Raw genomic sequence first — 20,082 nt, 5'->3', positions numbered from 1 at the left:
GCCGCGGCCCGCGGGCGCCGTTAGGGCATCGCGGCCGCGGCTGGCGCGTGCTGGAAGGTGAAGCTGTCGGCGTAGAGGTGATCCAGGCTGGCGCCGCGCCCGGCCAGCAGCGCGGTGGCCTCGCTGACCATAGCCGGCGCGCCGCACAGATAGAAAGCGTGTTCGGACAGGTCGCCGTGGTCCGCCAGCACCGCCTGCTGCACGTGGCCGCGCCGCCCCCGCCAATCGGCGCCGGCGCGCGACAGCACCGGCACGAAGTTGAATTCGTACAGGCGCTCGGCCCATCCCGCGATCTGGTCGCGCAGATACAGGTCGGCCTCGGTCCGCATGCCCCAGTAGAGCGTCACGGGCGGGCAGTCGTCGTTGTCCAGCAGCGACTCCAGGATCGCCTTGATCGGCGCGATGCCGGTGCCCGTGGCCATCATGATCATCGGCCGCCAATCTTCCTCGTGATAGCTGAACACGCCCAGCGGCGCCTCGATCTCGAGCGCCGCGCCCGGCCGCGCCTGCCCCAGCCACTGGTCGGTGTAGCGGCCGCCCGGAATGCGGCGCACGTGGAAATCCACCAGGTTGCCGGCCGGCGCCGAGGCCATCGAAAAGCTGCGGGTGGCGCCGTCGGGCAACACCACGTTCATGTACTGGCCCGGCGCGTAGTCCAGCGGCGTGTCCGGCGGCAGCGCCAGCGTCAGGTGGATGACGTCGTCGCAGAGCGCGGCGATGCGGTGCACGGTGGCGCCCAGCCGGCGCGGCGCGGCGAACTGCCGGCTGTTGGCGACGCTGATGCTCAGGTCGCCACGCGGCCGCGCCTGGCAGGCCAGGGCGTAACCCTGGGCCGCCTCCTCCGGCGTCAGCGCCATCGGGAATTCCTCGTAGTCGACGGCGCCTTCGGCCACTTTGATGCGGCAGGTGCCGCAGCCGCCAAAGGTGCACTCGTGCGGCAGCCGCACCGAGGCGCGCTCGGCCGCCGCCAGCACGGATTCGCCCGCCTCGGCCTCGAAGGTCTGGCCGGTCTCCAGCAGATGAACACGATATGCCATGGGGTTTCGGCGCCTATTTCTTGATGTCCGCCTGCACCAGCACCTTCAGGCCGCGCGGCTCCAGCAGTTCGGCCAGCGCGCCCAGCGCCGCCAGGCCAGCCTGGGTGTCCTGTTCGCCGTTGCCGCCGCTCAGGCCCACGCCGCCGATGACCTCGTCATTGACCACGATGGGAAAGCCCCCCACGAACGCGGCGAACTTGCCTTCGAAGCTCCACTGGATGCCGAAGGCCTCGTTGCCGGGCAGCGCCGGCCCGTTGGGCGGCGTGGTGAACAGGTGCGTAGAACGCTTGTGGCCGGCGGCGGTGAAGGCCTTGTTCCAGGCGATCTGCGGGCCGGTGATGCGGGCGCCGTCCATGCGCTCCAGCGCGATCGGATAGCCGCCGTCATCGACGATGCACACCGATTCCAGCACGCCGATCTGCTCCGAGCGGGCGATGGCGGCGCGCACCATGAGACGCGCTTCTTCGAGTTCCAGGCGATAGATCTGCTTCATGTTGCTTGACTCCAGGTAGGGCCGTCAGCCTGCGCGGTAGACGGTCTTGATCTGCGTGTAGAACTCCAGCCCGACCCGGCCCGATTCGCGGAAGGTCGAGGTGCTGGAACTTTTCAGGCCGCCGAACGGCGCGTTGATGAGATTGCCGGTGGTGGTGCGGTTGATCTTGACGGTGCCGGCCTGGATGTCGCGGGCGAAGCGATGGGCGTAGCGCGCGTCGCTGGTGGCGATGGCGGCGGACAGGCCATATTCGGTGTCGTTGGCGCAGGCGATGGCCTCGTCATAGCCATCCACCGCGATCAGCGCCAGCACCGGCCCGAAAATCTCTTCGCGCGCGATCCGCATCTGCTGCGTCACGTCGGTGAACAGGGCCGGCGTCACGTAATAGCCGCGCTCGAAGCCCGGACCGTCCAGGCGCTCGCCGCCGATCAGGTGGGTGGCTTCCTGCTTGCCCAGCGCGATGTAGCTCAGCACCGTGTCGAGTTGTTTGCGCGTGGCCAGCGGACCCAGGTCGAAATTGCCCTCCAGGCCGTTGCCGATGGTCAGCTTGCGCATGCGCGCCAGCAGCTTGTCGGTGAACGCCGCCAGCACCTTGCGATCGACCAGCAGCCGGCTGGTGCCGGTGCAGGCCTGGCCGCTGAGCGAGAACCCGCCCTTGACCGCCAGGTCCACCGCGCGATCCAGGTCGGCGTCGGCCAGCACGATCAGCGGGTTCTTGCCACCCAGCTCCATCTGCGTGCGCGTGGTCAGGCCGGCGCCGCGGTGGATCTGCTCGCCGGCGGCGGTCGAGCCGGTGAAGGAAATGGCGCGCACTGCCGGCGCGGTGGTGATGGCCTGGCCCACCTTCGAGGCCGGTCCCGTCACGAAATTCAGCACGCCCGGCGGCAGGCCCGCCTCGACCAGCGCCTGCGCCAACCGGTAGCCGGACAGCGGCGCGTCCGACGACGGCTTGAACACCACGGTGTTGCCAGTGATCAGCGCCGGCGCGATCTTGCGCGCCGGAATCGAGATCGGGAAGTTCCACGGCGAGATCACCGTCACCACCCCCAGCGGTTCGCGCTGGCTGTAGACCACCATGTCCGGATCGTCGTTGACGAAGGTCTCGCCGGTGAACGACTGCCCTTCCACCGCGTAGAAGCGCAGGGTCTGGGCCGAGCGCAGCACTTCGTCGCGCGCCAGCGCCAGGCTCTTGCCTTCCTCGCGGGTCAGTTCGCGCGCCACGCTGTCGGCGCGGTCCTCCAGCAGTTGCGCCGCGCGGAACAGGATGGCGGCGCGCTTGGAGATCGGCGTGTCGCGCCAGGCGGGAAAGGCGGCGGCCGCCGCCGCCACGGCACGGGCGCCATCGGCGGCGTCCGATTGCTGGAACCGTCCCACCACGTCGGCGCTGTCGGCCGGGTTCAGGTTCGGCACTGTCGCGCCCGAGGCGCAGGCAACCCATTCGCCGCCGATGTGATTCAGAAATTCCTGCTGCGAAAGCTCGTCCACGGAAGTCCTTCCTTTGCCGGGCTGGCCGGAATGCCCGGAAATTGGCCGTCTGAGGTAATTTCTGAACATTGTATACTTTAATCTAAATGGTTCGATCCACGTAAACCCGAACCCGCGTCAATGCCAGATCAGCACGGCGCAGATCGTGGATACAAACAGCGCCAGCAATACGGGCAGCAGCAGCGCCCGCACCAGCGACAGCACGTGGACCCGCGCGAACCCCGCCACCGCGATCAGCGACGACCAGGCGATCAGGGTGCCGCCCCCGGTCCACACCGCGCCCATCTGGCCCACCGCCGCCAGCGTCGCCGGATCCACCCCCACCACCGGCCCCAGCGCGCCCGACAGCGTGCCGGTCAACGGCAGGCCGGCGAAACCCGAACCGTCGATGCCGGTGATCATCCCCACCAGCAGCACGCCGAAAGCCACCAGGAAGTGGTTCTCCGGGATCAGGTGCTGGCCCGCCGAGATCACTTCGAACAACAGCCCGGGGGCCTGGGCCTGCGGCATGCCCAGGATCTGCGCGGCCGTCTCATTGGCGCCGACGAAGAAAAAGCCGGCGATCGGCAGCACCGAGCCCATCGCCTTGAAGGCGAACACGAAGCCGTCGGTAACGTGCTCGGGACAAACATCCAGCATCTTGCGCGGCCCTTCGGCCGCCAGCGTCACCAGCATCATCACCACGAACGCCACGCCGCCCACCAGGGCCGCCGCATCGCCGCCGCGCAGCGCAGGCAGCGACGGGAACAGCCGCGGCAGCACCATCACCGCGATCACGCCCAGGAACGCCAGCGGCGTCACCACCGCGAACACGCGCGACCAGCGCACCCGGCGCCGTTCCTCGTCGTCCAGCCCCGAGCCGCGCGGCAGCGCCGGGTTGGCGCCCATGGTGCCGCGCGCCAGTTCGGCCTTGTCGAACGAGCCGGACTGCTCGATCTCGGCCAGGCTGCCGTCCTGGGCGCGCGCCTGCCAGGCCGACAGCAGCCCCGCATCGGCCGGCACGATGTGCTTGCGGATCAGCAGGTAGGCGACGGTGAGCGCCACCGCGCCGGTGATCAGCGACAGCACCAGCGCGCGGTCCGCCACCACCGCGGCGCTGACCGCGGCGCCGGCGGCCTTGGCGCTGATGCCGGGCGCCACGCCGATCACGTAGTCGGACGACAGCGCCATGCCCTGGCCGGCGATGGCGATCGCCATGGCCCCGGCCAGCGGCGGCAGCCCGGCCGCGATGGCCGCCGGCAGCAGGATCGCGGACACCAGCGGCACCGCCGGCGTCGGCCAGAAGAACAGCGAGATCACATAGGTACAGAGGGCAATGATGAGGAACGACGAATGGCCGCCGCGCATCACCCGCCGGAACGGCTGCACCATGCGCACGTCCGCCTGCAGCGTCTTGAGCGCGTTGAGCAGGGCGGTCATGAAGGTAATGACCAGGAAGATGTTGAAAAGCTCTTTGGCGGCCACGAAGCTGGCCGAGAAGATGCCGATCAGCGCGCTGATCGGGTTGCCGGTGATGGCCAGCACCACCAGGAAAGTGCCGATCACCGATGGCACCACCACGTTTGCCCGCAGGATCATCGTCAGAATGATCGCGGCAACGCTGATCAGGTACATCCAGTGAGCGGCGTTGAGCACGACGTCCGATTGCATGCGCTATTCCCCTTGTCGACGTGGCTGTTGGGTCGCCACTTCGGTATACTATATTTCGTTTGGGGCTATACCAACCGAAATATGCAGCGCCTAGGGAAAGCGATAATTCTGAAATTTCCATGAATATTCGAGGAAAATCAGTGCATTAACTTGGGGCATAAGCCCTGGCTTGGTGCATCGCCGATATTTCAATAGACTACCGTATACAAAAAAGACGAATTCGGCATGACGGCTTCCCTACCCGATCTCTGGCATTACGCCGCCATGGCCGCGGTGGTGTTCGGCGCCGCGCTGGCGCAGGGCGTGGGCGGCATCGGCTTCGCCATGTTCGCAGCCCCGGTGGCGGCGCTGTGCTTCCCCCAGCTCGCCCCCGGCCCATTACTGACGCTGGGCGGTTTCATCTCGCTGCTGACGGCGCTGCGCGAGCGCGCCGCGATCGACTGGCGCGCGGTCGCCTACGCCCTGGGCGGACGCGCCGCCGGCACCCTGATCGCCATCTACGCCATGGCGCGCTTCGCGCCGCAGACGCTGGGCCTGCTGTTCGCGGCCATGATCCTCGCCGCGGTCGCCCTCAGCGCGGCCGGCCTGCGCTTTGTCGCCACGCCGGGGCGGGTTTCCGGCGCGGGGGTGGCCTCCGGCATCATGGGCACAATGACCTCGGTCGGCGCCCCGCCCATCGCCCTGGTGCTGCAACACGCCGACCCGCCACGGCTGCGCGCCACGCTGGGCATGGTGCTGTTCCTGGGTTCGATCTTCTCGCTGGCGATGCTGGCCTGGGCGCGGCGCTACACCGGCTACCACGCCGGCCTGGCGCTCAGCCTGGCGCCGTTCCTGCTGGCCGGCTTCGCCGTTTCCGGACGCCTGCGCCACCGCCTGCCGCCGCGCGCGGTGCGCGGCGTGCTGCTGGGGGCCTGCGCGGTGGGCGCGCTGGGCGTGATCGCCAAGGCCCTGTGGGCCGGTTGAAACCGCTTGCCCCCGTCGCCGGCGCGCCGCCCGGTAATACAATGAAGACTGTATCCATTCCGCCAGACCTGCTCGCCATGACCACCACGCCCGTCAGCTCGCAAGCCGTAGACACGCAGCAATCTGCCCCGCTGAAGATCGGCGAGCAGCATCCGCAGTTGTTCGCGGTCATCCGCGACAAGCTGCGCGAGCGCATCCTCAGCGGCGAATTCACGCCCGGCGACCGCCTGGTCGAAGGGCGGCTGTCGGAGGAAATGGGCGTGTCGCGCATCCCGGTGCGCGAAGCGCTGCGGGCGCTGGCGGCCGAAGGGCTGGTCACCATCGAGCCGCGCCGCGGAGCCTCGGTGTCGGTGCTGTCGGACGCGGTGGCCTACGACATGGTGGAAGTGCGCGCCACGCTGGAGGGCCTGAACGCCAAGCTGGCGGCGCAGCGGCGCGACGACAAGACGGTCGAACGCCTGCAGGCGTTCCTGCGCGAAGGCACCGAAGCCGCGCGCAGCGAGCAGCTGGACAAGTTCCTGGCGCTGAATTCCCAATTCCACGAGATGCTGGCCACCATCGGCGGCAACGTGGTGCTGACCGACCTGATGCGCTCGCTGCGCGATCGCACCGCGCTGCTGTTCGCGCCCAGCAACATGCACCGCGCCAAGCAGAACTGGGACGAGCACTCGCAGATCCTGAATGCCGTCATCGCCGGCAACGGCGACCTGGCCGCGCTGTTGGCCAGCCAGCACGTGCACAACGCCGCCAAGGCCTACACCGACACGCGCCAGGCGCATTCCTCGGCCGCCTGAGCGCGGCCGCCCGGCCGCGCGATCAGGACGCCGCCGGCGCTGGCTGGCTGGCGCCGTCCACCACCACGCCCTTGCCGTCTCGCACCACCCAAGACACCGCCACGTCGCCCAGCACGAAGGTCTGGCAGGCCATGCGGTAGCCGGCCTCGAAATCCTCGGGCCGCAGATGCTTGCGTTCCTTGGGCTTGATGGCGTCGGTGTGCTCCAGCCCCTGTTCGATACGGCACTTGCAGGTGCCACACAGGCCGCCGCCGCACTTGAACGGAATGCCGCCCTGTTCCTTCAGCGACACCCGCAGCAGGTTGCTGTTCTCGGGCGCGCTGGCGACTTTGCCGCCATTCGATAGAAACGTGATCTTGACCATATGCTGCTCAATGCTCCGCGACGGGGCCGGGACGCCGCGTCAAGGTGGTTTGCATGCTGCCGAAACGGCTCAGGTGCGCCAGCTCGCGGCGCGCGGCCTCGAGCGAGACGAACGATTCCAGGAACTTGGACGGCACGCGGTTGACGATGTAGGGCGGGGTTTCCTCGGTGACGAGCAATCGCGCCGGCCCCCGCAGGCGGGCGATGCTGAACACGGCGCGCGTCCTGCCGTCGCAGGCGTAGTCGTAGGTTTCGACGATCTCGGCCTGCGCGTCCACCTCGGTGCGGTACACACCAGGCTTGGAGGTCAGGATCACGAACACGGCGTCATTCGCGTCGCGGGTCATGCGCGGTTCCTTTGCATCGGGGTTTGGGGGCCGGGGCGCGGTGACGCCCCGTGACACGCGGCGCGGGCGCTAGGGTTGCCCGACCGCTGCCGCGGGCTCGCGCGCTGGCGCCACCTCGGCGTCCTGCGCCAGCTCGATGTCGTGGCCCAGCCATAGCTGGCAGGCCAGCCGGTAGCCGGACTCGATGCGCTCGCCCAGCTGTTTCTTTTCCTTCCAGTTCACCGGCGGCAGGTGCTCGGCCCCCGCCAGCACGCGGCAGGCGCACTTGGCGCACTTGCCCATGCCGCACTCGTAGCGCAGGTGCGGGAACGGAAACTGCCGGATGCCGGCGCGCACCACCAGATTGGCGTTGTCCGGCACCTCGCCGGTGTAGGTCTGGCCGCCTTTGTGGAATGTGACGGTAGGCATGTATCGGTCATCCGATGGGCCGCCGCGGCCGCCCGCGCGACGTGCGCGCGCGACGCCGCCGGCGGCGGGTGTCAGGCCGCCAGGCCCAGCTCCGGCAGCGCGATTTCCTGCTGCACGTAGTCGGTGTAGAGCGCGGTGGTATACAGCAGCCGCATCTGCGCGCCGATCTCGCAGATCTTCAGGCAGCGCTGCTGCAGCTCGACCGTGTTGGCATGCTCCAGCACGATCTGGTAACCGCGTTCGCCATGGATTTCGTCGGACACGATGTGCAGGTCGAAGAATTCGACCTCTTCGTCGGTGAAGCCGTACTTCTCGCGCAGCGTCGGGGTCTGCTTGCGGTAGATCGACGGCACCTGCGATTCCAGGCCCACCACCAGGCCGGCCACGGCCACGATGGGGTCTTCGCGCATGGCCACGGCGTAGCACCAGCTTTGCAGCGCCCGGGTGGTGGGCGACATGTTGTCGGGGTTGGTGACCCGCTCGCGGGTGGTGCCGCAGGCCTCGGCAAAGCGGATCAGCAGGTCGGTATGGCGGTCGCCGCCGATTTCCTCTTCGTACATGTTGGCCAGCAGGAAGTCCTTGGCCTCGGTATAGGTGTCGGGCGTGCGGGCGTACAGATAGCCCAGGTAGTCGGCGAACGGGCCGACGTAGTGGTAGTGGTTTTCGGCCCAGCGCGACAGGTGCTCACGGCTGAGCTTGCCTTCGGCCCAGGCAATGGAAAAGGGCGAGGCGTTGGCGCTCTTGCCCTTGATCGCGTTTTCCAACGCGGTGCGGAATTCATCTCGGTTCATCAGTTCTGCCATGACGCGCTCCAGGTCTATGGGGGAGGGGCCGGCCGAAAACCTCGACCGATGCAGAACATTGTATACCGTCTACCGTTTTGTTCGACTAGGGTATTCCCGTTGCCGCGCACACCAAGGGGGACGGTCCCCATCATTTCAATGACTTGGCGCAACCTGCGCGGGTTGGACGTCAGGGTTTACCCTGGTACAATGAATACACTTTCAATGCAATCCGGAAATACCATGAAGACCCGCCACCCCCTGGGAGACGCCCCGATCGGCCAGCAGCTGCTAGCGCATTACGCCGCCCGCGATGCCGTTCGCCATGCCACGCCCCTGTTCCCGTCGTCCTGGGCCGAATGTCTAGCCCCCTTCCGCAACGCACGGTTGCGCCCGCAGGCAAAAGCCGCCCCGCAGCGCGGCGAGAGCGCAGCGGTCGGCCAGGCCGGCTAAGCCCGCCCGGCGTCGCGTCCGGGCGCTCCCCCGGCCACGCCCGCCTGGGCGCGCCGCCGGCCTCGGGACCGCTCGCAGTGGTTGCCAGGAGGCCGCGCGATGTCAGACGTCCCTGCCCTGGCCCGTGCCTGGCCGCGTGGCCGTGGCCTGGCCGCTTGTTGAAGGTTGCCGCAAGCCAGGCGCCACACAATCCGACCCCGCCCCCGACCCGGCACGCCCCCGGCCATATTCCTCGCTCAAGGCTTGGCCGCGCCCCCGGCGGCCCGAGCGCCGCTGCCGCGCGTGCGATCCGGACCGCGCATCCGGCGCGCGCCGGCCAGCAGCAGCACCAGCAGGAACCCCAGCGTGTAGGCCAGCATGTCCCACCAGTCTGGCACGCTGCCCAGGATCACGCGCAGCACCGGCTGCTCCAGGCGCCAGCCGTAGTGGCGCGCCAGGTACTGGCCCAGTTCGACCGCGTAGCCGGTCAACAACGCCGCCAGCGCCAGCGGCAGCACGCCGGCGCGGATGAAGCTGCGATACACCAGATAGGCCCAGCCCACCGCCACCACGTCGCCCACGAAGCCGCGCAGCAGCGGATAGGGCTTGCCCAGGGTGGCGATCAGCGCTTCCACGGCGGTCACGGCCAGCAGCGCGGCGAAGGCCGATCGGTTGAAAGTCAGTTTCATGAAGGGGTCGTGCGCACCAGGCGCGGAAAACACGGTTATTGGAACGGCCGATGCAACTGTTAACGCATTTGTCAGGCCGGCGGGCGTAGCCTGATTCGACCGCGCCGCAGGCGAGGGTACTAGAAAACAAGAGGAGACAAGCATGAGCGCATTCGATCCGGATGGGCGCCGACGCTTCCTGCGCCAGGCCTGTACGCTGGGCGCGACCGGCACGCTGGCCGGCCATGCCCTGACCAGCCTGGCCGCCCCGGCCACCGTCACCCTGCCTTTCGCCAATGGCGAGCGCGACCTGGTCGCCTATCCGCAGAAACGCCCCCTGATCCGCCAGACCTCGCGGCCGCCGCAACTGGAAACCCCGTTCGCGGTCTTCAACGAAGACCTGATCACGCCCAACGACGCCTTTTTCGTGCGTTATCACCTGGGCAACATCCCCACCGCCATCGACCCCGCCGCCTACCGGTTGCGCGTGGGCGGACGGGTGGGCAAGCCGCTGGAATTGTCGCTGACCGACCTGAAACAGCAATTCGGCGCGCCGGTCGAATTGGTGGCGGTGACCCAGTGTTCCGGCAACAGCCGCGGCTTCTTCGAACCGCGCGTGGGCGGCGGCCAGCTGGGCAACGGCGCCATGGGCAACGCCCGCTGGCTCGGCATTCCGCTCAAGCGCGTGCTGGAAAAGGCCGGCATCCAGGCCGGCGCGCGCCAGGTGACGTTCGAGGGCCTGGACCGGCCGGTGCTGCAAGGCACGCCCGAATTCGTCAAGGCGCTGGACGCGGCCCACGCGCTCGACGGCGAGGTCATGCTGGCGTACGCCATGAACGGCGCCGACCTGCCCCTGCTCAACGGCTACCCGGTGCGCCTGGTGGTGCCGGGCTATTACGGCACCTATTGGGTCAAGCACCTGGCCGACATCAAGGTGCTGGACAAGGAATTCGACGGCTTCTGGATGCAGAAGGCCTACCGCATCCCCGACAACGACTGCGCCTGTACGCCGGCAGGCAAGGCGCCGGAAAAGACGCGTCCTATCGGCCGCTACAACGTGCGCAGCTTCATCACCAGCCTGGCCGACGGCGCCCGCGTCGCCAAGGGCGCGCGGGTGCGGGTGCGGGGCATCGCCTTCGACGGCGGCCGCGGCATCCGCGACGTGCAGTTCTCGGCCGACGGCGGCAAGACCTGGCGCGCCGCCACGCTGGGCCGCGACCTGGGCCGCTATTCGTTCCGTGAATGGCACGCCGAGTTCACCCCGGCGCAGGCCGGCGCGTATCAGCTGCAGGCGCGCGCCACCAACATGGCCGGCGACACCCAGCCCCTGGAACCGCTGTGGAACCCGGCTGGCTACATGCGCAACGTGGTCGAAACCGTGCGCGTCGACGCCGCCTGAGGAGACCGCCATGATCCGACTCGCCCGCCTCGCCCTGGCCCTGGCCGCCGCTGGCGCCTGCGTCCCCGCGCTGGCCCTGGACATCCAGTTGCCACCGGAAACCGCCACCCTGCGCCCCGGCGCCAGTCCAGGCGCCCAGGGCGCCACGCTGTGCCTGATGTGCCACTCGGTCGACTACATTTCGTCGCAGCCGCCCATGCCGCCGGGCTTCTGGGACGCCGAGGTCAAGAAGATGATCGGCACCTACGGCGCGCCGATCCCGGCCGAGCAGGTGCCGCTGATCGTCGAGTACCTGAACCAGGCCTATCCGCCGCCCGCGCCGCGCGCCAAGCCCTGACCCCAGCCGCGCGCCCCATCGGGCGCGCGGCGTCGCCGCATCGCCTCGCCTTCATCCGGACGCCGCGCAATAGGCGTACCATTGGACGGCCCCCGCCCGTCCTGTCCGGGTGATCACAGAGGCCTCCATGCTCCAGCCCGTCTCGGCCAACAACGATCTTCCCCCCACCTCGCCGGGCACCCCCGCCGCGCCGCCCCAGCCCGTGCTGCGGGTCAGCACGCTATCGCCCTTCGCCTTCCCCGCGTTCCGCATCATCTGGATCGCCAACCTGTTCGCCAATCTCGGCACCTGGGCGCAGTCGGTGGCGGCGGCCTGGGTCATCACCACCGAGCAGAGCAGCCCGCTGATGGTCGCCATGATCCAGGTGGCCGCGGCCTTTCCGCTGGTGGCGCTGTCGATCCTGACCGGCGTGCTGGCGGACAACTACGACCGCCGCAAGGTCATGCTGGTCGGCATGCTGCTGGAGCTGGCCGGCGGCATCTTCATCACGATCCTGGCCTATATCGGCCTGCTGCATCCCATCACGCTGATCATCTCGGTGTTCTGCATCGCCATCGGCAGCGCCATCGTCACGCCCGCCTGGCAGGCCGCGGTGGGCGAACAGGTGCCGCGCGAGCATATCGGCAGCGCGGTGCTGCTCAACAGCGTCAACTACAACGTGGCGCGCGCGGTCGGGCCGGCCATCGGCGGCCTGCTGCTGGGCGCCGCCGGCGCGCCCACCGTGTTCCTGCTGAACTGCGTCTGCTACGGCAGCCTGATCTGGGCCATCTGGCGCTGGCGCCGCGACGTGCCGGCGCGGCGGCTGCCGCCGGAACGGCTGTTCGAAGGCGTGGTGGCGGCCCTGCGCTATACCCAGCATTCCACGGTGACGCGGGTGGTGATGCTGCGCGCCTTCGCCTTCGGCCTGTCGGCCAGCGCGCTATGGGCGCTGCTGCCGCTGCTGGCCTACGCCCATGAACAGGGCGACGCGCTGCTGTATGGCTACATGCTGGGCGCGCTGGGCGTGGGCGCCATCCTGGGCAGCGCGGTGGTGCGGCGGCTGCAGGCGGCCTGGGGCGCCAGCGGCCTGGTGAGCGTGGCGGCGGGGCTGCTGGCCGCCTGCCTGCTGGGTCTGGGGCTGACCAGCACGCTGTGGCTGGCGTTTCCGGCCCTGCTGTTGTCCGGCGCCTGCTGGATCGGCGTGCTGGCCACCTACAACACCACGGTGCAGATGCTGGTACCCGACTGGGTCAAGGCGCGTTCGCTGGCGCTGTACCAGACGGCGATCTTCGGCGGCCTGGCGGCCGGCTCGTTCATGTGGGGCCACTTCGCGGGCACCATGGGCGTATCCGGGGCGTTGTCGGCCGCCGGCGTGATGCTGGCCATCACCGTCGCGCTGCTGTACCGCTCGCGCCTGCCAGAACAGGTCAACACGCAATCGCTGGCGCGCGCCGACACCACCGAGCCGGCGTTGTCGGCGGCCGGCTTCAACACCCAGCACGGCGCGGTGCTGGTGGCGGTGGAATACCTGATCCCCAGGGAAAAACTGTCCGCCCTGATCGACGCGGCGCGGCCGCTGCGCCTGCTGCGGCTGCGCAATGGCGCGCAGCAATGGCAGCTGTTCCGCGACCTGGAACGCGAGGGCGTGTGGCGCGAGGTGTTCCTGGTGGAAAGCTGGATGCAGTACCTGCGCATGATCGACCGCATGACCCTGGCCGACAAAATGGTGCTGGACGGGCTGCTGGCGCTGCATGACGGCGACAAGCCGCCGGTGGTGTCGCGCAATGTCAGCTACCTGGCCATGAACGAGGCGCAGGGTTTCTCGCTGCGCCGCGAACCCGAATCGCTCTGACCCGCGAGGTGCGATCATGCTGACTTCCCTCTGGCGTAAATGGCGCGCATCGCGGCATGGCGGGCCGCAGCTCGATACGATCCTGGCCGGCGCCGATCCGCAGGCGCCGCTGGCGCAGCGCAACCTGTGGATGGTCGACCTGTGCCGCTGGATCGACCGCCCCGGGCGCGACCCCGCCGAAGACGGCCGCCATCCGCAACATGCGCGGCTGCGCTACGTGCTGCAGGTGCTGGAAAACAATCCGGCGCTGGCGGCGCCGGTGGCCGCCACCCTGCGCTCGCTGGTCCGCGACAACGATCCCACGTCGCTGCTATGCGATACGGGCGTGGCATCGCACCCCGGCTTCTGGGGCGAGTTCTGGGAGCGGGCCCAGGCGCGGCTGCTGCCGCCGCCGCCGAACCGCAGCGACATGTTCGGGCTGTTCTCGCTGATTTTCCGCAACGACCACGACGCCAGCTGGATCGAGGCCCTGGACGACGACACCCGCGCCCGCATGCGGCGCCTGCTGCGCCACGGCGACAGCATTGAGCGCGCCGACCCGGACGCCCCGGAACCGCCGCCGCGGCATCTGGTGGAGGCGCTCACCAGCAGCATCCAGGTGTTGGCCAGCCAGGTGCGGGCCACCGGCCTGAGCCAGGACATCCGCTCGCGCCTGCCGGGCCGGGTGCGCGAAAGCCCGTTCTTCGCGCTGGCGGCGGCCGCCGCCGAGCTCTGCGACAGCCCGCCCGACACGCCGCGCGAGATCTTCGCGCGCCGCCTGAACGTGTTCCGCGCGCTGCTCGACAGTTGCCGCGCCGCCTCGCAGCACGTCTACGCCGAACTGGAACAGAACGGCGTGTCGGTCGAAGTGGTTTTCCAGATCGAGCGCATGAAGCTGCGGCTGGCGCGCATCGAACTGCTGCTGGGCGTGTGGGTGGACCCGACCCAGCGCCACAAATACGTGCACCTGATTGCCGAGCTGATCCGCTCGACCCAGGCGCGCAGCAGCATCCGTCACCTGGCGGCCTCGTCGTTCGCGCAGCTGGCGCGGCGCGTGATGGAACGCACCGCCGAGACCGGTGAACACTACATCGCGCGCGATCCGGCCGAGTACCTCTCGATGCTCAAGGCATCGGCCGGCGGCGGACTGGTGATGGTGCTGACCGTCTACCTGAAATTCTTCATCGTCTCGCTGCATCTGGACAAGTTCATCGAAGGGCTGCTGGCCTCGCTGAACTACGCCGGCGGTTTCCTGGCGATCCACTTCGCCCACTTCACCCTGGCCACCAAGCAGCCGGCGATGACCGGCCCGGCCCTGGCACACCGGCTGGACGAGGCCAATACCCCTGAGGGCCGCGAAGCCTTCCTGGACGATACGCTGTCCATGATCCGCTCGAACGCGGCGGCCATCCTGGGCAACCTGGCGGTGGTGTTCCCCCTGGCCTGGGCGGTGCAATGGGTGGCGCAGCACTGGCTGCAGCGGCCCCTGATCGACGCGCAGAAGGCGCAGGCGACGCTGGATTCGTTTTCCGCCTGGGGGCCGACGCCGATCTACGCCGCCGCCACCGGCGTGCTGCTGTGGCTGTCGAGCCTGATCGCGGGCTGGGCCGACAACTGGTTCGCGCTGCACCGCGTGCACGACGTCATGGCCTACGACCGGCGCCTGCGCCACCTGGTGGGCGCGCGCGGCGCGGCGCGCTGGGCCGGCTTCTGGCAGCGCAATATCTCCGGCATCGCCGGCAACGTCTCGCTGGGCCTGATGCTGGGCCTGGGACCGGCCATCGTCAGTTTCTTCGGCCCGCCCGTCGAGGTCCGCCACGTCACCTTGAGCGCCGGCCAGATCGGCTCGGCCATCGGCGCGCTGGGCTGGGAGGTGGTGCATACGCATGCGTTCTGGATGGCCGTGGCGGGCACCGCCCTGACCGGCATCCTCAACGTGGGCGTGAGCTTCGCGCTGGCCTTCAACGTGGCGCTGCGTTCGCGCAATCTGCGCCGCGGCGACCGCAAGGCGCTGGCGCTGGGCGTGCGCCGCCGCATCTGGCAACGGCCGGCCACGCTGTTCTGGCCGGTCAAGCCGCGCGCGGACCTCAAAACGTGATCGTGACCAGGACGGTGTCGCTGTAGTTGCCGGGGCGAGGCGTGGCCTGCGCGGGCACCCGGCCATAGACCGTGAACGCCTGGTTGGCGCCAGTGCCCGTGCCATTGAACGTCGTGCCGCCGGTCACCCCGTCGCCCCAGACGGTCGCGTAGTTGGCATCCTGGTACAGCTGGTAGCCGACCGTGTCGGCGGCGGTCGCGTGCTTCATCTTGCGCGCCATCACGTTGTTGGCCACCGTGCCGCCGTTGATCGCCACCGCGAAGGCATTGTTGTTGGTGCAACGCACGGTGATCTGTCCGCTGCCGGTCACCGCCTGGTTCAGCAGGCCCTGCGGTGGAAACGTCAGATTGCTGGCGGTATTGACGCTGCAGTTCTTCTGCACCGTGGCCTGCACGGTCAGCGGCACGAACAAGGTCTGGCTGGGCGCCGCGATGGGGCAGTTCACCAGCAGGGTCGACAGCAACCCCCAGGCGATGTCGACACGGACAGTGGTGCTGTAGGTCTCGCTGTACAGGGTGTTGGCATTGCCGATAGTCGAAACGGAGGTCTGTCCGCCCGGCAGCTTCGCGTAGTAGGAGAACGAGGTCGACGCCGGACCGGTCGTCAATACCGGACCGGCCAGCAGGACGGAGGTCGGAGCGGAGGTGGTCGCGCTGCTCCAGACCTGGCTATGGCCGCTGTCGGTGTACAGGTTGTAATTCATGCGATAGCTGCCCGCGCCCAGCGCGCGCGCGGCCGTCGAGGGACTGGTGGTGCCCACGCCGGCCGAAAAGCACAGCCGCGCGCCGAACGCCAGCGCCGTGAAATTGCACGTCACCGCCACGCTGTTGCTGTCGGCGAAGGTATCGGCGGAGAGCAGCGGATTGACGGCGCCGAAGTTGACCGTGCCGGTGGTCGCGGCGCCCAGCGAACACGAGGTGGCCCTGGCATCCGCGGCTGCGCCCGCGCCCAGCAGCAGCGACAGGATCAACAGGATCGACTTCATTGGCCCGGTTCCTTGAACGGCTGGCAGATGAATGGCCCGAGCGTGGGCAGCGGCCGCGCCGGGTCGTGCCGGTACGGGAAATCCACCGCGCACGACACCCCGCCGCCCTGGACGCGCAGGTGGTTGTCGGCCTGCAGGTCCTCCACGAAAGCGATGCCGTCGTAGCCCACCACCGACTGCTTGCCGCTTTCGACGTGCGCCACGCGCGCGCCCACGGGCAGGACGCCGCCGTCCGGCAGGTGCAGGATGACCGACGCCGCCGCATAGCGCTGCAGTTCGAACTTGACCAGCACGCCGGAGCCCGCCTGCGGCACCACCACGGCCTTGGTCGTCTCCAGCTTCATGTCCACCGGCAGCTCGTCCGGATCGATCGACAGGCGGTTGGCCTGGTAGGAATTCAGATCCGGCACCAACAGATGGCCGGCGCTGTTGGTCCGGCCCAGCTTGCGGTTCTCGTGCAGCACCGCCACATCCGGCGTGCCGTCGGTGCTGACCAGCGCGAAGCCGTCGTTGATGCGGCGCGATGGCGTCAAGGCGCCGTCCATCAACACCAGCGCGCCGACCGCCTGCACCGCGGCCTGGCTGCGTCCGCCGTAGTCCTGGCCGAGCGCGGTCAGCTGGCCATAGCGGCCCAGGAACTGCACCTTGCCCTGGTTGTACTGCATGGCGCCGCTGCGCCCGTTCTCGACGCCCCAGCCCCAGCCGCCGCCGTAGTCCACATTGCGCTGCGCGCCGACGCTGTAGATGCCCTGCTCACCCTGCCGGCCGACCGAGGCATTGACCTGGGTGTTGTCGCCCAGCAGAATGGAAAAGCCCAGATAGACACCGTGCGAATTGGCCTGCGCGAAATCGTTGTACGCGCTGACGTTCATGGACACCCGGCTGTGCAGGTTGGCGGTGTACGAGGCCGACCCGATACGGGCGGCCGGCACCTGCGGCATGCGAAAGCCGATGTAGCTCAGCGCGACGCTCTGCGACTGGGTCAGCGGCAGCGAGAAGGTGACCCGGTCGGTCTGCCGCGGCACCGGCACATCCTCGCGCGAACCCAGGTCGCCGTAGTCCCCCAGGGCGCGCACCGTCTGCAATTCCACGCTGAAGGCCGGCTCCACGTATTGGTAGCCCAGACTGACCTGGCCGCCGTTGTCGTGGCCAGCGCTGCCGGACAGCGCGCCGTTGATGACGCCGGCCTGCCCCAGTCTGACGAACGCGCCGGCGCCGACGTTGTAGACGCCGGCGCTCATCTCCGTATGCCCTTCCAGCGTCAGCGCGTCATCCAGGCCGTAGCGCCCCGACGCGGTGAGGGCCGGGCGCTTGTCGTAGTCGAACGAGCGCACGCTGAACTGGCGCCGCGCCACGCCCGCTTCGATGGAGTAACTGGACAGGCCGGCCGCCAGCATGCGCGTATCAATGTAGAGCGGCACCGAGGTGCTGACGCTGCGTCCCAGCGCATCGCGCGTGACGAGCGTGGCCTGGCCCGAGCCGGTGATGCCCGGAATCTGGTTGACCACGAACGGGCCGGCCGGCACGTTGCCCGAATACTGCTGCACGCCGTTGACGTATAGCGACACGGAGGAGGGCACCACCGACGAGGCGCTCAGCGACGACACGGGAAACGTCACCAGGTCGGGGCGCAGCGCGAAGTTGCGCCCCCACTGGATGCCGGCCACGCGCACCGAGCGCGACCAGTTCAGCGACGAGGTGATGGTGTCGCCGATCCGCAGGGTGCGCAGGCTGTCCTGGTCGGAATGGGTCCAGTAGGTGTCATAGCGGATGTAGCGGTCGGCGCGCCCCCCCAGGTAGGCGGTGCCGGTGTTGTTCAAGGTGCCATGTGGATCGAAATAGCGCTGCTCCGTGTACATCGACACCTTGCTGTAGGCATCGGTCTGCGCATAGGCCTCGTAGTTCAGGATCAGCCCGCGGCCCGAGGTCGCGCGCGGTGTCCGCGGCAAGCCGCGGGTGTCCACCTCGAACGGCCGGCGCAGCGCGTCCGGCACCACCAGGTTCACCGTCTGCATGGCGGCGTTGTAGGTATAGCGCAGGCCGGCGATGTCATCGAGCGGGACCTGGCTGTCGCGCGGCGCGCCCAGCTTGCCCACATCCACGCCGACCGAACCCAGCGCGCCGGGACTGGCGGACAGCCGGCCCTGCGCGTCGCGAAAGCGCAGCAGTTGCGTGGTGTTGACGCCGTTGATACTCACCTCCAAATAGACATCGCGCTCGGCGATATTGCCGAACGACACCAGTTGGATGGGCAAATCCGCCGCCACCGCCGTCGCGCCGGACAGTGTGAGCGCGAGGCGGCAGGCGCAGCGCCCGCAAGCACGGATCGCGCGTACTGCCATGGGCTGCCTTCTCTTACCCCGCGCGCGCAGGCGGCGCGGGACGCAATCAGTCAGTCGACTCGCGGCGTGATGGTGACGGGACTGCCGTTCACCAGGGCCCGGATCCTGATCTGGCCGGCCGCATCGTGTTTGGCGGGAAAGCGCCACTGCCGCTCGCGGCGGGCCAGGGCGTATCCCAGCAGGCCGTCCACTTTCGCCAGCGGCGCGTCGGCGCCGGACAGCAATTGCAGCGACGCCACCTGCGCATAGCGGGTACCGCTGTTGTCCAGCCGCAGGACCCATTCCCTGCCCTGCCGCGACAGGTGCCAGGCCAAGGCCGGCGCGGGCTCCGGCGTGGCGCCGGCCACGAACACCGGCACGGAATAGCGCATGCGCAGCACCACGCCATTGACCAGCGGCGTGGAGGGATCGGGAATCTCGTCGATCACCAGCCGGTAGCTTTGCTCGACCGGCGCCAGGTCCTTGCCGAGCCGCACCAGCCGCACCAGCTGTTCGCCATTGGGCGGCACCTGGATGATCGGCGGACTGGCCTGGATCTCCTGAGTGGGCGTCAGCACATCGTCGCCCTGCGCCTGATCCCAGGCATAGACGCGCACCTGGCCGTAGATCGGCGTCGTGCCCGGGTTGCGCAACAGGATGCCGGTGGCGCCCTGTTGCGGCGCCAGGTCCACCAGCACGGGGGAAATCTGCAGGGTGGCGGCCTGGACGGACTGGGCCGCCAGGCTGATCGCCACCGTCAATATCGCGCCGGCCAGCCTGCGGAGCGCGCGGGCCACTAGAAGTACACCGTGGCGGTGACGGTGGACGAATAGGTATCCGGCGCGGGCGTGGTCTGCGAGGGCACGGTGCCATTCACCGTCAACGCCTGCGCCGAACCGTTGCCGGTGCCGCCGACCCGATCCGCGGTGCCCGTGTCGCCCCAGACCACGGTCTGGTTGGGCGCGGGCTGGTACAGCTGATAAGACACGACGGACGTCGTGTTACCCGTGGTGGTGCCCTGCATATAGCGAGTGGCGAAGGTGGAGCCGGTGCCGGTGCCGGCGCTCAGGCCCACGGTATACGGCGTGGTGTTGGTGCAGGTGACATTGACCGTGGTGGTGTTGGTCAGCGCCGTGCTGAGCACCCCATGACTGCCAAAATTCAGATTATTCGCGCCGATGGTGCAGTTCGCGGTAATGGTCAGCGTCACGGTCATGTTGGCCGTGGTCTGGGCCTGCGCGGCCCCCGGCCACGCCCCGGCCAGCGCCAGTGTCAAAGTCAGAGTCGTCGCGCACAAGGACAAGCGTTTCATGAATCACTCCCACGAAATACTGCTGCACTGTCAGACCTGCGTGAAGAATCATGGTAAGGCCAATAAACCGGCGCGGCACAATCTGTTTAAACCAAATCCCCTGGCACTTACCACTTCTCACCAATCGGATTAAAAAACAAGGGCAACAAACTGAATTTTCCCTATGAAAACACGATTAAGGCGAGATTGGATAATTTGTTGTAATTCAGCACACTAGAGAATTTCAATTAGTAACCGATATTCAAATGCTCGAGAGCTTTCCGGCAAGGATATTATGCTTCGATGATTATCCCGCCGCAGGGGAAAGTGACCGCCCGGTCGCATTATCCGCGGACGATCTGATAATCAGGCGCCGCGGCCACGGACACGCGCCGGCGGCACGGCCGCGCCTGACGAAG

The 20,082-nt window shown here is 68.5% G+C and carries 20 protein-coding genes; 7 read left to right on the top strand and 13 right to left on the bottom strand.

Annotated features, from left to right (window positions below; translation table 11 throughout):
• Window positions 1-20: 20 nt before the first annotated feature.
• From HV742_RS11135 to HV742_RS11120, 4 genes are all read right to left on the bottom strand, one after another.
• Window positions 21-1,037, bottom strand: coding sequence for a 2Fe-2S iron-sulfur cluster-binding protein (locus HV742_RS11135; RefSeq protein WP_059269012.1), 1,017 nt, complete (start codon window positions 1,035-1,037; stop codon window positions 21-23).
• Between the two features lie 13 nt (window positions 1,038-1,050).
• Window positions 1,051-1,530, bottom strand: a complete 480-nt coding sequence (locus tag HV742_RS11130; RefSeq protein ID WP_054419096.1) for a GlcG/HbpS family heme-binding protein — start codon at window positions 1,528-1,530, stop codon at window positions 1,051-1,053.
• A 24-nt stretch (window positions 1,531-1,554) separates the two neighbouring features.
• A complete protein-coding gene (locus tag HV742_RS11125) occupies window positions 1,555-3,015 on the bottom strand; it encodes an aldehyde dehydrogenase family protein (protein WP_175145136.1) in 1,461 nt (486 codons plus the stop codon).
• Window positions 3,016-3,132: 117 nt separating this feature from the next.
• A complete protein-coding gene (locus HV742_RS11120) occupies window positions 3,133-4,665 on the bottom strand; it encodes a hypothetical protein (protein ID WP_175145134.1) in 1,533 nt (510 codons plus the stop codon).
• Between the two features lie 225 nt (window positions 4,666-4,890).
• Here HV742_RS11120 and HV742_RS11115 point away from each other — a divergent pair, with 225 nt between their 5' ends.
• Together HV742_RS11115 and HV742_RS11110 are read left to right on the top strand one after the other, a co-directional pair.
• Window positions 4,891-5,628, top strand: coding sequence for a sulfite exporter TauE/SafE family protein (locus HV742_RS11115; protein WP_054419089.1), 738 nt, complete (start codon window positions 4,891-4,893; stop codon window positions 5,626-5,628).
• Between the two features lie 77 nt (window positions 5,629-5,705).
• Window positions 5,706-6,422 (top strand): GntR family transcriptional regulator, encoded by a 717-nt coding sequence (locus tag HV742_RS11110; protein ID WP_049070754.1) that lies wholly within the window; start codon window positions 5,706-5,708, stop codon window positions 6,420-6,422.
• 22 nt (window positions 6,423-6,444) lie between these two features.
• Here the strand turns inward: HV742_RS11110 and HV742_RS11105 are convergent, their stop codons facing one another.
• The 4 genes from HV742_RS11105 to HV742_RS11090 all read right to left on the bottom strand — a co-directional run bounded on the left by HV742_RS11105 (window position 6,445) and on the right by HV742_RS11090 (window position 8,343).
• On the bottom strand, window positions 6,445-6,786 hold the full coding sequence (locus HV742_RS11105; protein WP_049070752.1) for a 2Fe-2S iron-sulfur cluster-binding protein: 342 nt from the start codon (window positions 6,784-6,786) through the stop codon (window positions 6,445-6,447).
• A 7-nt stretch (window positions 6,787-6,793) separates the two neighbouring features.
• On the bottom strand, window positions 6,794-7,132 hold the full coding sequence (locus HV742_RS11100; protein WP_081330393.1) for a ferredoxin: 339 nt from the start codon (window positions 7,130-7,132) through the stop codon (window positions 6,794-6,796).
• 69 nt (window positions 7,133-7,201) lie between these two features.
• Window positions 7,202-7,540, bottom strand: coding sequence for a 2Fe-2S iron-sulfur cluster-binding protein (locus HV742_RS11095; RefSeq protein WP_049070750.1), 339 nt, complete (start codon window positions 7,538-7,540; stop codon window positions 7,202-7,204).
• A gap of 71 nt (window positions 7,541-7,611) precedes the next feature.
• Complete coding sequence (locus tag HV742_RS11090; protein ID WP_006387284.1) at window positions 7,612-8,343, bottom strand: iron-containing redox enzyme family protein; 732 nt, start codon at window positions 8,341-8,343, stop codon at window positions 7,612-7,614.
• A gap of 222 nt (window positions 8,344-8,565) precedes the next feature.
• Here HV742_RS11090 and HV742_RS11085 point away from each other — a divergent pair, with 222 nt between their 5' ends.
• Window positions 8,566-8,775 (top strand): hypothetical protein, encoded by a 210-nt coding sequence (locus HV742_RS11085; RefSeq protein WP_059269006.1) that lies wholly within the window; start codon window positions 8,566-8,568, stop codon window positions 8,773-8,775.
• Between the two features lie 236 nt (window positions 8,776-9,011).
• On the opposite strand, the gene HV742_RS11080 is transcribed toward HV742_RS11085, so the two are convergent.
• Window positions 9,012-9,443, bottom strand: a complete 432-nt coding sequence (locus HV742_RS11080; RefSeq protein WP_054419086.1) for a DUF2809 domain-containing protein — start codon at window positions 9,441-9,443, stop codon at window positions 9,012-9,014.
• A 142-nt stretch (window positions 9,444-9,585) separates the two neighbouring features.
• Here HV742_RS11080 and sorA point away from each other — a divergent pair, with 142 nt between their 5' ends.
• The 4 genes from sorA (at window position 9,586) to HV742_RS11060 (ending at window position 15,066) form a co-directional block, all read left to right on the top strand.
• The gene (sorA, locus tag HV742_RS11075) at window positions 9,586-10,821 is read left to right on the top strand and encodes a SorA family sulfite dehydrogenase catalytic subunit (protein WP_063584060.1); all 1,236 of its coding nucleotides are present in this window, start codon (window positions 9,586-9,588) and stop codon (window positions 10,819-10,821) included.
• A 10-nt stretch (window positions 10,822-10,831) separates the two neighbouring features.
• Window positions 10,832-11,158, top strand: a complete 327-nt coding sequence (gene sorB, locus HV742_RS11070; RefSeq protein ID WP_063584059.1) for a SorB family sulfite dehydrogenase c-type cytochrome subunit — start codon at window positions 10,832-10,834, stop codon at window positions 11,156-11,158.
• Window positions 11,159-11,285: 127 nt separating this feature from the next.
• Window positions 11,286-12,989: an MFS transporter gene (locus HV742_RS11065; RefSeq protein WP_049077384.1), complete on the top strand. Its 1,704-nt coding sequence runs from the start codon at window positions 11,286-11,288 to the stop codon at window positions 12,987-12,989.
• Between the two features lie 16 nt (window positions 12,990-13,005).
• Complete coding sequence (locus tag HV742_RS11060; protein WP_054419083.1) at window positions 13,006-15,066, top strand: site-specific recombinase; 2,061 nt, start codon at window positions 13,006-13,008, stop codon at window positions 15,064-15,066.
• Here the strand turns inward: HV742_RS11060 and HV742_RS11055 are convergent.
• From HV742_RS11055 to HV742_RS11040, 4 genes are read right to left on the bottom strand one after another with little or no spacing between them, the layout of a single operon-like run.
• Window positions 15,056-16,051, bottom strand: coding sequence for a Csu type fimbrial protein (locus HV742_RS11055; protein WP_175145132.1), 996 nt, complete (start codon window positions 16,049-16,051; stop codon window positions 15,056-15,058). The two genes, HV742_RS11060 and HV742_RS11055, sit on opposite strands and share 11 nt — an antisense overlap.
• Window positions 16,048-18,393, bottom strand: a complete 2,346-nt coding sequence (locus HV742_RS11050) for a fimbria/pilus outer membrane usher protein (protein WP_254601063.1) — start codon at window positions 18,391-18,393, stop codon at window positions 16,048-16,050. Before HV742_RS11050 ends, HV742_RS11055 begins: the two co-directional genes overlap by 4 nt.
• Window positions 18,394-18,443: 50 nt before the next feature.
• Complete coding sequence (locus HV742_RS11045; protein WP_197487194.1) at window positions 18,444-19,169, bottom strand: fimbrial biogenesis chaperone; 726 nt, start codon at window positions 19,167-19,169, stop codon at window positions 18,444-18,446.
• On the bottom strand, window positions 19,169-19,684 hold the full coding sequence (locus HV742_RS11040) for a Csu type fimbrial protein (protein ID WP_081330391.1): 516 nt from the start codon (window positions 19,682-19,684) through the stop codon (window positions 19,169-19,171). Before HV742_RS11040 ends, HV742_RS11045 begins: the two co-directional genes overlap by 1 nt.
• Window positions 19,685-20,082 lie beyond the last annotated feature (398 nt).

The sequence above is a fragment of the Achromobacter ruhlandii genome (assembly GCF_902859695.1).
Lineage (GTDB): Bacteria > Pseudomonadota > Gammaproteobacteria > Burkholderiales > Burkholderiaceae_B > Achromobacter > Achromobacter ruhlandii.
The sequence above is the reverse complement of the archived record's forward strand: the minus strand, read 5'-3'. Positions and strand labels throughout refer to the sequence as shown.